The 13342-nt window shown below is 73.7% G+C and carries 11 protein-coding genes; 6 read left to right on the forward strand and 5 right to left on the reverse strand.

Features of this window, described 5'->3' with window-relative positions:
- A complete protein-coding gene (gene ftsL, locus ACZ4MU_RS11585; protein WP_467874180.1) occupies positions 1-591 on the reverse strand; it encodes a cell division protein FtsL in 591 nt (196 codons plus the stop codon).
- The gene (gene rsmH / locus ACZ4MU_RS11590; protein WP_467874183.1) at positions 588-1592 is read right to left on the reverse strand and encodes a 16S rRNA (cytosine(1402)-N(4))-methyltransferase RsmH; all 1005 of its coding nucleotides are present in this window, start codon (positions 1590-1592) and stop codon (positions 588-590) included. Before rsmH ends, ftsL begins: the two co-directional genes overlap by 4 nt.
- Before the next feature lie 408 nt (positions 1593-2000).
- On the opposite strand from rsmH, the gene ACZ4MU_RS11595 reads away from it, so the two are divergent.
- The 4 genes from ACZ4MU_RS11595 to ACZ4MU_RS11610 all read left to right on the forward strand — a co-directional run bounded on the left by ACZ4MU_RS11595 (position 2001) and on the right by ACZ4MU_RS11610 (position 7716).
- Positions 2001-2564 (forward strand): beta-class carbonic anhydrase, encoded by a 564-nt coding sequence (locus ACZ4MU_RS11595; protein WP_467874186.1) that lies wholly within the window; start codon positions 2001-2003, stop codon positions 2562-2564.
- Between the two features lie 321 nt (positions 2565-2885).
- Positions 2886-3896, forward strand: coding sequence for an AAA family ATPase (locus ACZ4MU_RS11600; protein ID WP_467874189.1), 1011 nt, complete (start codon positions 2886-2888; stop codon positions 3894-3896).
- The gene (locus ACZ4MU_RS11605) at positions 3896-5311 is read left to right on the forward strand and encodes a DUF58 domain-containing protein (protein WP_467874191.1); all 1416 of its coding nucleotides are present in this window, start codon (positions 3896-3898) and stop codon (positions 5309-5311) included. The genes ACZ4MU_RS11600 and ACZ4MU_RS11605 overlap by 1 nt, the downstream gene beginning before the upstream one ends.
- Entirely contained in the window at positions 5308-7716 is a 2409-nt protein-coding gene (locus ACZ4MU_RS11610; protein WP_467874193.1) for a transglutaminase TgpA family protein, read from the forward strand. The genes ACZ4MU_RS11605 and ACZ4MU_RS11610 overlap by 4 nt, the downstream gene beginning before the upstream one ends.
- Positions 7717-8033: 317 nt before the next feature.
- Here ACZ4MU_RS11610 and ACZ4MU_RS11615 read toward each other — a convergent pair whose 3' ends face one another.
- The 3 genes from ACZ4MU_RS11615 to ACZ4MU_RS11625 all read right to left on the reverse strand — a co-directional run bounded on the left by ACZ4MU_RS11615 (position 8034) and on the right by ACZ4MU_RS11625 (position 10270).
- A complete protein-coding gene (locus tag ACZ4MU_RS11615; protein WP_467874196.1) occupies positions 8034-8438 on the reverse strand; it encodes a DUF3040 domain-containing protein in 405 nt (134 codons plus the stop codon).
- 417 nt (positions 8439-8855) lie between these two features.
- Positions 8856-9614, reverse strand: coding sequence for a class I SAM-dependent methyltransferase (locus tag ACZ4MU_RS11620; protein ID WP_467874199.1), 759 nt, complete (start codon positions 9612-9614; stop codon positions 8856-8858).
- 128 nt (positions 9615-9742) lie between these two features.
- A complete protein-coding gene (locus tag ACZ4MU_RS11625) occupies positions 9743-10270 on the reverse strand; it encodes an SAV_6107 family HEPN domain-containing protein (protein WP_467874202.1) in 528 nt (175 codons plus the stop codon).
- Between the two features lie 226 nt (positions 10271-10496).
- Between ACZ4MU_RS11625 and ACZ4MU_RS11630 the strand changes: the two genes are divergently transcribed.
- Together ACZ4MU_RS11630 and ACZ4MU_RS11635 are read left to right on the forward strand one after the other, a co-directional pair.
- Positions 10497-11273 (forward strand): ATP-binding cassette domain-containing protein, encoded by a 777-nt coding sequence (locus tag ACZ4MU_RS11630; RefSeq protein WP_467874205.1) that lies wholly within the window; start codon positions 10497-10499, stop codon positions 11271-11273.
- The gene (locus ACZ4MU_RS11635; RefSeq protein ID WP_467874208.1) at positions 11245-13329 is read left to right on the forward strand and encodes a YhgE/Pip family protein; all 2085 of its coding nucleotides are present in this window, start codon (positions 11245-11247) and stop codon (positions 13327-13329) included. The genes ACZ4MU_RS11630 and ACZ4MU_RS11635 overlap by 29 nt, the downstream gene beginning before the upstream one ends.
- Positions 13330-13342 lie beyond the last annotated feature (13 nt).

The raw sequence follows: 13342 nt of genomic DNA on the forward strand, positions 1-13342 counted from the left end.
TCACCTGCCGGGGGTCGGGGAGGTCTTCGCGGGCGCCGGGGGCGCCGGGGCGCGCGTCGGCGTACCGGACGGGGTCTGCGCGGGCGCGGGGGCCGGCGCGGGAGTGCCGGACGGCTGCGCGCCGGGGGCGGGAGAGGCGGACGGGGACTCGGGGGACGGGGCGGGGGCGGTCACGGCCGGGCCCTGGACCAGCTCGGGGCTGGGCGCCGGGGCGGGCTGGACGGCGCCGGCCCCCGGCACGCCCTTGACCGTGCCGTCCGGGTTGAGGAAGAGCGGGCTGCCGCCGGGGACCATGCCGAGCTCGGTGGCCCGCCGGGAGAGCGCGTCGGGGGCGGAGAGGCCGTCCACGTCGTGCTGGAGGGCCTGCTGCTCGTCGGTGAGTTCGGTGGTCTGGCGGCGCAGCTCGCTCAGTTTGAACGAGCCCTCGTTCAGCGCCGAGTTCAGCAGCAGCAGGCTGATCAGGCCGCCGCCGAGAAGGACGACGACCAGCAGGACGAAGGGGGTGCGGGCGGGGCTGCCCGTGCCCGCGGGGGGCAGCAGTCTGCCGAGCCGGGCGGCCCGCCCCCGCAGCTGCCTGGCCGGTTCGCTCACCGCACGTCCTCCCGGATCCGCTGGGCCCCGCGGAACCTGGCGGGGGCCGCCCGCCGGTTCTCGGCGACCTCCTCCTCCGTGGGCAGTTCGGCGCCGCGGGTCAGGAGCTTCAGCCGCGGCTGGTACTGCTCGGGCACCACCGGCAGGCCCGGCGGGGCGGTGGTGGCGGCGCCGGCCGCGAAGACCTGCTTGACCAGGCGGTCCTCCAGCGAGTGGTACGACAGGACCGCGATCCGCCCGCCCACGTCCAGGGCCGCCACGGCGGCCGGGATCGCCCGCTCCAGGACCGAGAGCTCGCCGTTGACCTCGATGCGCAGCGCCTGGAAGGTGCGCTTGGCGGGGTTGCCGCCGGTGCGCTTGGCGGCCTGCGGCAGCGAGTCGCGGATCAGCTCGACGAGCCGCGCGCTGTTGCTGAACGGCTCCTTCTCACGCTCGCGGACGATCGCCGAGACGATCCGCTTGGCCTGCTTCTCCTCGCCGTACTGCCGCAGGATGCGCACCAGTTCGCCCGGCGCGTACGTGTTGAGCACCTCGGCGGCGCTCATCCCGGTGGTCTGGTCCATGCGCATGTCGAGCGGGGCGTCCTGCGCGTAGGCGAAGCCGCGGTCGGCCTCGTCGAGCTGCATCGAGGAGACGCCGAGGTCGAAGAGGATGCCCTGGACGCGCGGGACGCCGAGCCTGTCCAGGACCTCGGGGAGCTCGTCGTAGACGGCGTGGACCAGGGTCGCGCGCTCCCCGAAGGGCGCCAGGCGCTCGCCGGAGAGGCGCAGGGCCTCCTTGTCCCGGTCGAGGGCGATCAGGCGCGCCTCGGGGAACCGGGTGAGCAGGGCCTCGCTGTGCCCGCCGAGGCCCAGGGTGCAGTCGACGACGACCGCGCCGGGCTGTGTCAGGGCCGGGGCCAGCAGGTCCAGGCACCGCTGGAGCATCACCGGGACGTGCCGGGTCCGCCCCTCCCGTCGCCCGCCGTCGCCCTCGCTGGGAAGCGCTTCGCGCCCTGTCACTTTGGCCCTCTCGGTCCGGCGGGCACCCCGCGCATACGGCCGGGTCCCCGCCCGCCCGGAAGGTCTGCCGGCGCCGGGGAAGGGGCGTCAGCCGACCGGCGAGCGGGAGGAGGCCGAGCCGTACGCGCGCCGCGCACGCGGGGGGAAACTGTGCAACTGCTCTGTGGTGCGGATACGGAATCCGTCCCCGCCAGCGGGGCGGAGTGTGTCACCCCTCCCACTTCGCGTCACTTTAGTCCACCGGTCCTTTCGGTCAATCAACGGCCCAGCGCGCCGCGGGGTGCGCTTTTCACCCGCACGGGTGAGCGATCACCACACCTGTGGGTTACCTCACAGCCGACCGAGTTGACGGGATTTTTCCACCCCCACGACAAGACCGGACGATCTACGGCGACTAACGTCATAGACATGTCGACTCCTGCGCACCTCCCCGCAGAGCCCCCCGCCCACCCCCGTCCGACGGTGGGCAGTGGGGGATCCGTCACCGACCGGCTGGTCGAAGCGAACCGCAGGTACGCACAGGCGTTCGACGATCCCGGGATGGACGCCCGCCCGGTCCTGCGTGTCGCCGTGGTGGCCTGCATGGACGCCCGCCTCGACCTGCACGCGGCCCTCGGCCTGGAACTCGGCGACTGCCACACCATCCGCAACGCCGGCGGTGTGGTCACCGACGACGTCATCCGGTCGCTGACCATAAGTCAGCGGGCGCTCGGCACCCGCAGCGTCATGCTCGTCCACCACACCGGTTGCGGCCTGGAGTCGCTCACCGAGGACTTCCGCCACGAGCTGGAGGACGAGGTCGGCCAGCGCCCCGCCTGGGCGGTGGAGTCCTTCCGCGACGTCGAGCAGGACGTACGCCAGTCCATGCAGCGGGTCCGCACCTCGCCGTTCCTGCCGCACACCGACGACGTGCGCGGATTCGTCTTCGACGTCACCACCGGCCTGCTGCGCGAGATCGACCCGGCCGCCTAGCCCGGCCCGCCGCTCGGCCGGTTGTCCGGCCGGGGCGGTTCGGACTCGATTCCGCGTCGCTTCGGAATCTCTTCGGCGACTCTTCGGGGTTCCTTCGGGGACAAAAGCACGGCAACCCCCGACATATCCCCCCCAGTTATCCACAGGCGAGTGACACGACGCGGCGACGGCAACAAGAATGCGGGGGTGGCATCCGTCCGAACGCCTCGGACGCGGTGTCCCTATTTCGAAGTGGGCCGTTCCGTTTCCAGTGTGCCGGCCCGCAGGCAACTGGGGTAACCCCCCGCTCCCTGAGCGGGGGGAAGGGCCGAGGAGGGCCGGGTGACGACCTATGACGAGCGAGCGAGCCTCACAGATCTGACCGCCACTGCGGAGCGCGTCCGCAGGTCGGTGGAGGGTGTGATCGAGGGCAAGCCCGAGGTCGTACGGCTCTCGCTGACCGTACTGCTCGCCGAGGGGCACCTCCTGATCGAGGACGTCCCGGGCGTGGGCAAGACCATGCTGGCCAAGGCGCTGGCCAAGTCCATCGACTGCTCGGTGCGGCGCATCCAGTTCACGCCGGACCTGCTGCCCTCGGACATCACCGGGGTGTCCATCTACGACCAGCAGCGCCGGGACTTCGAGTTCAAGCCGGGCGCGATCTTCGCGCAGATCGTCATCGGCGACGAGATCAACCGCGCCTCGCCCAAGACCCAGTCGGCGCTCCTGGAGTCGATGGAGGAGCGCCAGGTCACCATCGACGGGCAGACCTATGAACTGCCCAGCCCCTTCATGGTGGTGGCCACCCAGAACCCGGTCGAGATGGAGGGCACCTACCCGCTGCCCGAGGCCCAGCGTGACCGCTTCATGGCCCGCGTCTCGATCGGCTACCCGTCGGCCGAGGCCGAGCTCCAGATGCTCGACGTGCACGGCGCGGTCTCCCCCCTCGACGACCTCCAGCCGGTGGCGCACGCGCACGACATCGTCAAGCTGGTCGATGCCGTCCGCACGGTCCATGTGGCCGACGCCGTGCGGCGGTACGCGGTGCAGCTCGTCGGGGCCACCCGCAACCACCCCGACCTCAGACTCGGCGCCTCGCCGCGCGCCACGCTCCACCTGCTGCGCGCCGCCAAGGCCGCCGCGGCCCTGAGCGGCCGGGAGTACGCGCTGCCGGACGACGTCCAGGCGCTCGCCGTCGCGGTCCTCGCGCACCGACTGCTGCCCACCGCCCAGGCCCAGTTGAACCGCCGCACCGCCGAGCAGGTCGTCCTGGAGATCCTCCAGCACACCCCCGTGCCGCAGGCCGGCGGCCCGCTCTACGGCCAGCAGCAGCCCGGCACCCGGCGGCTGTGATGGCGGCCGGGGCTCCCCCGGCGGGGGCGGGGCCGGAGGAGACCGACAAGGGCGGGGCCCGGGCCGCCCTGTCCGGACTGACCACCCGCGGCCGGTCGTTCCTGGCCGCCGGGATCGCCGCCGCGACCTGCGCGTACGTCCTCGGCCAGGAGGATCTGCTGCGGGTCGGGCTGTTGCTCGCCGTGCTGCCCCTGGTCTGCACGACCGTCCTGTACCGCACGCGCTACCGGGTCGCGGGCAGCCGCCGGCTGGCCCCCGCGCGCGTGCCCGCGGGCTCCGAGGCCCGGGTGCACCTGCGCGTCGACAACGTCTCCCGGCTGCCCACGGGCCTGCTCATGCTCCAGGACCGGGTGCCGTACGTGCTGGGGCCGCGCCCCCGCTTCGTCCTGGACCGGGTGGAGGCGGGCGGCAAGCGCGAGGTGTCCTACCGGGTCCGTTCGGATCTGCGCGGGCGCTATCCGCTGGGCCCGCTCCAGCTGCGCCTGACCGACCCGTTCGGGATGTGCGAGCTCACGCGCGCGTTCAGCGCCTTCGACACCCTCACGGTGATACCGCGCACCGAGCCCCTGCCGCCGGTCCGCCTGACCGGCGAGGCCGCCGGGTACGGCGACGGCCGCCACCGCTCGCTGGCGCTGGCCGGCGAGGACGACGTGATTCCCCGGCTGTACCGGCACGGCGACGACCTGCGCCGGGTCCACTGGCGCTCCACCGCGCGCTACGGCGAGCTGATGGTGCGCCGCGAGGAGCAGCCGCAGCGGGCCAGGTGCACGGTGCTCCTGGACACCCGTGACCTCGCGTACGCGGGCGCCGGCCCCGACTCGGCCTTCGAGTGGGCGGTCTCGGGCGCGGCCTCGGCGCTGGTGCACATGCTGGAGCGCGGCTACTCGGTGCGGCTGCTGACCGACACCGGAAGCTCGGTGCCGGGCGAGGGCGAGGGCGGGTTCGCCGGAACCACCCAGGACTCCTCGGACGCTGCGGGGCTCATGATGGACACCCTCGCGGTCGTGGACCACTCCGACGGCGGCGGCCTCTCGCGCGCCTACGACGTGCTGCGCGGCGGGAACGAAGGGCTGCTCGTCGGGTTCTTCGGGGACCTCGACGAGGAGCAGGCCGCGGTCGCGGCGAAGATGAGGCGGCGCAGCGGCGCCGCGGTCGCCTTCGTGCTGGACAGCGACCTGTGGACGTACGGCTCGGCGCCGCCCGGGGGCTTCGGCCCGGCCGAGCGGACGCTGCGGCTGCTGCGCGAGGCGGGGTGGACGGCGCTGGCCGTGCCACCCGGCGCCTCGCTCGCCCAGCTGTGGCGCCAGGCGGGTCAGGAACGGACGGGCGCGGGGGCCGCTTCGGGCGGCGCGTCGTGGCCGTCGGAAACATCGGGAACACCGGGAACACCGGGAATGTCAGGGGTGTGGTCATGAGCGGGCGCGGACGGCTGGCGCTGAGCGCCTTCGCCGCCACGGTGATGACGTCGTGCTCCATGCTGCCGCTCGTCGACCGGGCGACCTGGATCGTGCAGGCCGCGTTCCTGCTCGCCCTCCAGGCCGGGGTGGGCGCGCTCGGCCGCCGGGTGCCGCTGGCGCGGCCGCTGACGGTGCTGGCGCAGGCGGCGGTGACGCTGGTGCTGCTGACCGCGGTGTTCGCCCGGGAGCAGGCGCTGGCCGGGCTGCTGCCGGGGCCGGACGCCCTGGAGCACCTCGCCGGGCTGCTCCGGCAGGGTGCCGACGACGTCAGCCGGTACACGATCCCGGCCCCCGCCACCGACGGCATCCGGCTGATGGTGGTGGGCGGCACGCTCGTGATCGGGCTGGTGGTGGACGCGCTCGCGGTGACCTTCCGCAGCGCCGCCCCCGCCGGGCTGCCGCTGCTGGCGCTGTACTCGGTGGCCGCGGGGCTCTCGGGCGGCGGGGCGAGCTGGCTGTGGTTCCTGCTGGCGGCGGCCGGCTATCTGCTGCTCCTGCTCGCCGAGGGCCGCGACCGGCTCTCGCAGTGGGGGCGGATGTTCGGCGGGGCGGCCCGGTCCGACCGGCCGCAGACGCCGTTCGAGGCGGACAGCGGCCCGCTGGCTCCGGTGCGTACCGGCCGCCGGATCGGGGCGCTCGCCCTGGGCATCGCCCTGGTGATCCCGGCCGCGCTGCCCGCCATGGGCACCGGCCTGCTCGGCGGGAGCGGCGGCAGCGGCGAGGGCGGCGGAGGCGGCACGATCTCCGCGGTCAACCCGTTGGTCTCGCTCCAGAACAGCCTCAACCAGCCCGAGGACCGTGAGGTCCTGCGCTACCGCACCAACGCGCAGGACACCCAGGACCTGTATCTGCGGATCGTGGCCCTCGACCAGTTCGACGGGGCGTCCTGGAAGTCCTCCGAGCGCAAGATCAAGGACGTGCCGGACGTGCTGCCGCAGCCCGAGGGGCTGAGCCCGGCGATCGGCACCGCCGAGATCCGTACGAGCGTGTCGGCCGCCGGCTGGTACACCCAGAACTGGCTGCCGATGCCCTATCCGGCGACCAAGGTCGACATCGGTGGGCACTGGCGCTTCGAGCCGGTCGGCCGGACCCTGGTGGGCGACCGCGGCCAGACGACCCAGGGCGCCCAGTACCAGGTCAGCAGCCTCCAGGTGCGCCCGACGGCGGACCAGTTGGCCGCCGCGCAGCCCGCTCCCCCGGGGCTGGCGCGGGAGTACACGAAGGTCCCGCAGACCCTGCCGCGCATCGTCGGCACGACGGCCCGCAGGATCACCAGGGGCGCCACCACGGACTACCAGCGGGCCGTGCTGCTCCAGGACTGGTTCGCGGTGAAGGGCGGGTTCACCTACGACACCCAGGTCGAGTCCGGCAGTGGTACGGAGGCGATAGCCCGCTTCCTCAAGGACAAGCAGGGTTTCTGCGTCCACTTCTCCTTCACGATGGCCGCGATGGCCCGGACCCTGGGCATACCGGCGCGGGTGGCGGTGGGCTTCACGCCCGGCGAGCCGCGTTCGGACGGCACGATGTCGGTGGGGCTGCGGGACGCGCACGCGTGGCCCGAGCTGTACTTCGAGGGGGTGGGCTGGACCCGCTTCGAGCCGACCCCCTCGCGCGGTTCGGCCCCCGACTACACCCGCCCCGACACCCCGTCGGGCGCTCCCAGCAACCCGGTGAAGCCCTCCGAGGGCCCCTCGACGCGGCCCTCCCCGGCGCCCGCCCCGTCCTCCTCCTGCCCGGCGCAGCTGCGCAAGCAGAACGAGTGCGGCGAGGTGGCCCCGGCGACCCCCCTGGGCGGCGACGACGGCGGGACCCCCGCGGGCACGGTGGCCGCGGTGTCCCTCGGCGTGCTGGCGGCGCTGGCACTGCCGCTGCTGCCGTGGCTGTGGCGGGTACGGGTCCGCTCCCGGCGACTGGCCAGGGCCGGACACCCGGACGCCGATCCGGTCGCCGCCACGCTCACGGTGTGGCGGGAGGTCATCGACACGGCCTGGGACCACGGCATCGTCCCCGACGACTCGCTGACGCCGCGCAAGGCGGCGGCGCGCATGGTGCGGCTGGGCGCTCTTGAGGGCCCGGCGGCGGAGTCGGCGCACCGGGCGGCGAGCGCGGTGGAACAGGTCCTGTACGCCCCGGCCCCCCGACTCCCCGCGGACCTCCCGGAGACGGCGAACGCCATCCGCACGGGCCTGCGCGCGTCCCTCCCCCTCTGGCCCCGCCTACGAGCAGACCTGGCCCCGCGCTCAGCGGCACGGCTGGCCTGGACGGCAACGGCGAAGTGGGAGTCCCTGACGTCCCGGACGGCGACAAGGCTGGGGACGGTGTGGAGGACGGTGCTGCGGAGGCCGACGAGGGGGTCCGTGTAAGGGGCGTGGCCGGCCCGTCCCGGCGCTTGAGGACGAGCGAGGGCCGCGGGCCGAGGCGACGGCCCGCACAGCGGGACGGGCGGAGGCACCCCCGCATCAATGCAGCCCGTCCGGCGCCCGAGGACGAGCGAAGGCCGCAGGCCGAGGCGACGGCCCGCACAGCGGGCAAAGGGGCAACCAACCCCATGGGTGCCGACCAATCAGCCCGTCCGGCGCCTGAGGACGAGCGAAGGCCGCAGGCCGAGTGACACCACTGAGGGGCGACCACCGCATCGGTGATCGCCCCTCAGCCACGTTCGAACACAGCCCCGCCGCGCCTAGCGACCCCCTTCGTCGCGGCGCCGCTGCCAACGCTGCTCGATGCGGTCCATCACCGACCGCTTCGGGGCGCGTGTGCGGGCCGCGGGCCGAGCCGCCGCACCGCCGCCGCCACCCACCGGCTGTTCGCCACGCCGTGGCGCCTTGCGCCAACCGGTGACCGCGAGCACGGCACAGCCGAGCATGATGAGGAACCCGACCACACTGATCCAGATCCCCTGCCCGATACCAATCATGAGGAGCGCGATACCCACCAAGAAGCCAGCGACCGCCTGGTAGACCCGTCGTCGGGTGTACGTACGCAGCCCGCTTCCCTCAAGCGCTGTCGCGAACTTGGGATCTTCGGCGTACAGCGCTCGCTCCATCTGCTCGAGCATGCGCTGCTCGTGCTCCGAGAGCGGCACGGAGTCCTCCTACTCGTCGGTCGCGGGGGTGCGACCGGATGCGGCCCCTTCAGGATAGGCAGGGATTCGCCCCCGTGAAACCCGCCCTCTACGCCAATTCGCCAATCCGAGCCGCCACGGCGGCCCGCCCGGTGGGGAGTGGATTCCCCGTCGAACGACCCGCCATGCCGGACCATGTACCCCGATCATACGGGGCGAAGCCGCCGATCGGGGGGCCTGTGGCGTACTCCATGCCGCTACTCCGTCCGGGACAGCTTCGCTGATCAGCGCGGGGACGCCCGGGCGTGGGACCGGCCGCGCACCGGCGGCCCGCACCGCGTCCGTCCGGGCGGCGGCCCGGGCGGACGGACACCGCCGTGCGAACCCGTGCCGGGTGGACGTGCGGGGCACACCCGGGGCAGTGCGCCGGACGCCGGGTCAGGCGCGCTTCTCGCCCAGGACGTGCAACTGCGTCGCCACGGAGTGGAACGCGGGCAGCTCGGCCGCCGCCGCCTCCAGCTTGAGCAGGGCGTCGAACGCCCCCGGCTCGGTGTCCACCAGGACCCCGGGCACCAGGTCCGCGAAGACCCGTACGCCGTGGACCGCGCCGACCTCCACCCCCGTCGCCGCGACCAGCGCGGTGAGCTGCTCGGCCGTGAACCGCCGCGGCACCGGGTCGCCCTCGCCCCAGCGCCCTGCCGGGTCGCCCAGGGCGCGGCGGGCCTCGGTGAAGTGCCCGGCGAGCGCGCGGGCGAGCACCGCGCCGCCGAGTCCGGCGGCGAGCAGGCTCAGCGCCCCCTCGGCGCGCAGCGCGTCCACCGCGTTGCGTACGCCCTCGGCCGGGTCCTCCACGTACTCCAGGACGCCGTGGCACAGCACCGCGTCGTAGCCGCCGCGCTCCACGACGTCGAAGAGGCCGAGCACATCGCCCTGCACGCCGCGGACCCGGTCGGCCACGTCGGCCTCGGCGGCCCGGCGCTCCAGGGCGAAGAGCGCGTTGGGGCTGGGGTCGACCACGGTGACGCGGTGGCCCAGGCGGGCGACGGGCACCGCGAAGTTGCCCGAGCCGCCGCCGGTGTCCAGGACGTCCAGCGCCTCGCGCCCGGTCGCCTTGACCCGGCGGTCGAGGGCGTCCTTGAGGACCTCCCAGACCACGGCGGTACGGAGAGAGGCGCGGGGGCGCATGGGGTCCGGCACGGCAGTTGACTCCTCGGCGCGGCGCCGCCGCGGGACGGCGGGGCAAAGAACGGTGAAGGCCCGTCCACCCTATTGCCTCGGGGACCCGCCCCCGCTCATCCCCGCACCTCACCGCACTCCCCCGCCCCTCACCCCGCGTCCGGCTCCCGGGTCCTCGGCTGGGGCAGCGCGGGCTGCAGGACGAGCAGGCGCTCGACCAGCCGCAGGAACATCGCCGCGTCGCGGACGAGGTCGTCGGCGTCGCGGGCGGTGGCCGCGCCCTGGATGCCCGCCTCGGCGCGCGCCCGGCGGGTGGCGCCGGAGGCGAACAGCGCGCTCCACTCGGCCAGTTCGGGCGCTATCTCCGGCAGCACCTCCCAGGCGCTTCGGATCCGCTGCCGCCGGCGCGGCCCGGTCTCGGGCCGGCCCCGGGCGGCGAGGACGGCGGCGGCGGTGCGCAGCGCGGCCAGGTGCGCCGTCGCGTACCGCTCGTTGGGGGCGTCGAGCACGGCGGCCTCGTCCAGTCCGCTGCGGGCCTGGGCGAGCAGGTCGAGGGCGGCGGGTGGCGCACCGTCCCTGCGCAGCACGGGGTGGATGTCGCTCGCGGGACCGTTCAGTGAGGGGGCAGGGCCGAGGGGGCGGAGCCGGTGGGCGGCTGCCGCGCGATGGCTGGCCATGACGAACCTCCTGTCGTCGTGTGACGGCGCTGTGGCCGTATGTGTCCATCGTGAGGGCCCCCACTGACAATCGGCCTTCACCAGGCCCCGACCGCGCCCCCGCCAGGCCCTCACCGGACCCTTCCCCGCCCCTGACCTGCCTCTTTGCCTCGTACGCGGATCCGGGGTTACTTTTGTACTGACCAGTCAGTTCAAAGAATTCGTCAGCTCAACGAATGGGGGGACCGTGGACAGCCCGCACGGAGCAGGCGTCACCGCCGAGGACTTCGGGCTCAAGGGGCCACGCGGCTGGGTCTTCCGGCACGTGCGGCTGGCGGCCGCACCCGGTTCGCTCGTCGCTGTCGAGGGCCCCTCCGGCTCCGGGCGTACCTGTCTGCTTCTGGCCCTCACCGGCCGGATGAAACCCACCGAGGGCCATGCCGAGGTCGGCGGCGAGCGGCTGCCGCGCCGCATGGCCGCCGTCCGCCGGTTCAGCGCCCTGGGCCCGGTCCCGGGCGTGAACGATCTCGATCCCGCCCTGACCGTCGCCGAGCACCTGCGCGAACGCGCGCTGCTCCGCCGCCGCTTCGACGGGTCCGTACGCACTCTGCTGCGCACGCCCGCCGAGCGCCGCACCGAGGCCAGGGCCGCTATCGACGAGGCGCTGGAGGCCGCGCGTCTGGACCTCGCGACCCTGCCGAAGGCGGAGCGCACGTACGTTCGCGATCTGGAGCGGCTGGAAGCACTGCGCTTGTCGGTGGCCCTGGGGCTGATGGGGCGGCCGCGGCTGCTCGGCGTCGACGACACCGACATGAAGCTCTCCGACGCCGAGCGCACCGAGGCGTGGGCGCTGCTGCGGGCCACGGCGGACGCGGGTACGACGGTGCTCGCCGTCTGCAGCCAGGCCCCCGAGGAAGCCGACCTGTCGGTGGGGACCACGCAGGACCAGCAGGACGGCAAGGACGGGCAGGACGGGGACGAGAAGGGGGCGGGGGATGCGTTCGCCACGACTGGCCACGCTTGAGCTGAAACGGTTCGGCAGGGGGAAGCTGCCGCGCGCCGCGCTGGTCGCGCTCCTGCTGCTGCCGCTGCTGTACGGGGCGCTCTACCTGTGGTCGTTCTGGGATCCGTACGGACGGCTCGACCGGGTGCCGGTCGCGCTGGTCAACGAGGACAAGGGCGCCACCGCGGGTGGCCAGAAGATCACCGCGGGCGACGGCATCGCCGAGGGGCTGCACGACAGCAAGACGTTCGACTGGCACGAGGTCAGCGCCGAGAAGGCGCGCAAGGGCGTCGAGGACGGCACGTACTACCTGTCGCTGACCATGCCCGCGGACTTCAGTGAGCGGATCGCGTCGAGTTCCGGGGACTCGCCCGAGACGGGCGCCCTCCAGGTGCGCACCAACGACGCCAACAACTACATCGTGGGGTCCATCTCCCGCACGGTCTTCTCCGAGGTGCGCTCGGCGGCCTCCGCCAAGGCCTCGCGCTCCTTCCTGGACAAGATCTTCATCTCCTTCTCCGACCTGCACGACCAGACCGAGAAGGCCGCCAAGGGCGCCGCCGACCTCAAGGGGGGCCTCGGCAAGGCGAAGAAGGGCTCCAAGGACCTCGCGGACGGCCTGGGCGACGCCAAGGCGGGCAGCGGCAAGCTGGCGGGCGGCATCAAGAAGCTCGACAGCGGCTCCGCCGAGCTGGAGACCGGCGCCCGCAAGGTCGCGGCGGGCACCCAGACGCTGGCGAGCAAGGTCAACGCGGCAGCGGACGAGGCGCGTCCCTTCCTCAGGGAGAACGCCAAGGCCATCGGAGACACGGCCAAGCTGGTCGACGACACGGTAGGGCCGCTGCGCGACCACCTGGCCGACGTGGTCAGGAGGGCACCCGCCGCCGCGACCGGCGCCCGCAAGGCCTCCGACGACCTCGACAAGGCGTACGCCAAGCTGTGCGGGCCGTCCGCGACGCCCGGCCCGCTCTGCCCGGAGCTCAAGCGCGCCAAGCAGGCGGCGGCGACCGCGGCGACCCTCGCCGAGGACCTCAACCAGGTCATCCAGGACCAGAACGGCGACCTCAAGAAGCTCGACAAGAACCTGGTCGAGCTCCAGAAGCAGGCGCGCCGGGTCGCCAGGAACGCGCCGACGCTCGCCAAGGACCTGGACAAGGCCGTCGGTGACATCAACGCCCTCAACAAGGGCGCCAAGGAGGTCGCCAAGGGCGCCGGCACCCTGCACACCGGTCTGACCACGGCCAAGTCGGGCGCCACCGACCTGGACAGCGGCGTGGGCAAGCTCAAGAAGGGCGCGGGCACCCTCGACGGCGGCCTGCTCAAGCTCTCCGACGGCTCCGCGCAGCTCGCGGGCGGACTGCACGACGGCGTCGGCAAGATCCCCGACTACGACAAGCAGGACCGCGACAAGCGCACCGAGGTGATGGCCGACCCGGTCCGGCTCGCCTCGCAGGCGCTGCACAAGGCGCCCAACTACGGCACCGGCTTCGCCCCGTACTTCATCCCGCTCTCCCTGTGGGTGGGCGCGATGGTCGCCTACATGCTGATCCAGCCGCTCAACCGGCGGGCGCTCGCGACGGGCGCCCCGGCGTGGCGGATCGCGCTGGCGGGCTGGCTGCCGGTGGCGGCCATCGGGGTGCTCCAGGTGGGCGCGCTGATGGCGGTGCTGCACTACGGACTCGGTCTGGAGATGGAACGCGCCGGGGGGACGATCGCTTTCCTGGCACTCGTCTCGTGCTGTTTCGCGGCGATCGTGCAGTGGCTCAACGCCCGCTTCGGGGCGGCCGGACGCATCCTGGTGCTGGCGCTGCTGATGCTCCAGCTGACCTCGGCGGGCGGCACCTATCCGGTGCAGACGAGCCCGGCGTTCTTCAACGCGATCCACCCGTACCTGCCGATGAGTTACGTGGTCGAGGGGCTGCGCAGGCTCATCACCGGCGGCGGGCTCGGGCCGGTGTGGCAGGGGTGCGCGGTACTGGTGGCGTTCACGGTGGGCTCACTGGCGCTGACCGCGCTGTCGGCGCGGCGCAAGCAGGTCTGGACGCTGGACCGGCTCCACCCCGAGCTGAGCCTCTAGGGGCGCCGGACCT

Source organism: Streptomyces sp. NPDC026377 (assembly GCF_055567715.1).

Bases quoted from the DNA above. Each gene is read 5' to 3' on its own strand.
- ACZ4MU_RS11595 (WP_467874186.1), top strand. From the start codon at position 2,001: ATGTCGACTCCTGCGCACCTCCCCGCAGAGCCCCCCGCCCACCCCCGT.
- ACZ4MU_RS11605 (WP_467874191.1), top strand. From the start codon at position 3,896: ATGGCGGCCGGGGCTCCCCCGGCGGGGGCGGGGCCGGAGGAGACCGAC.
- ACZ4MU_RS11610 (WP_467874193.1), top strand. From the start codon at position 5,308: ATGAGCGGGCGCGGACGGCTGGCGCTGAGCGCCTTCGCCGCCACGGTG.
- ACZ4MU_RS11625 (WP_467874202.1), bottom strand. From the start codon at position 10,270: ATGGCCAGCCATCGCGCGGCAGCCGCCCACCGGCTCCGCCCCCTCGGC.
- ACZ4MU_RS11635 (WP_467874208.1), top strand. From the start codon at position 11,245: ATGCGTTCGCCACGACTGGCCACGCTTGAGCTGAAACGGTTCGGCAGG.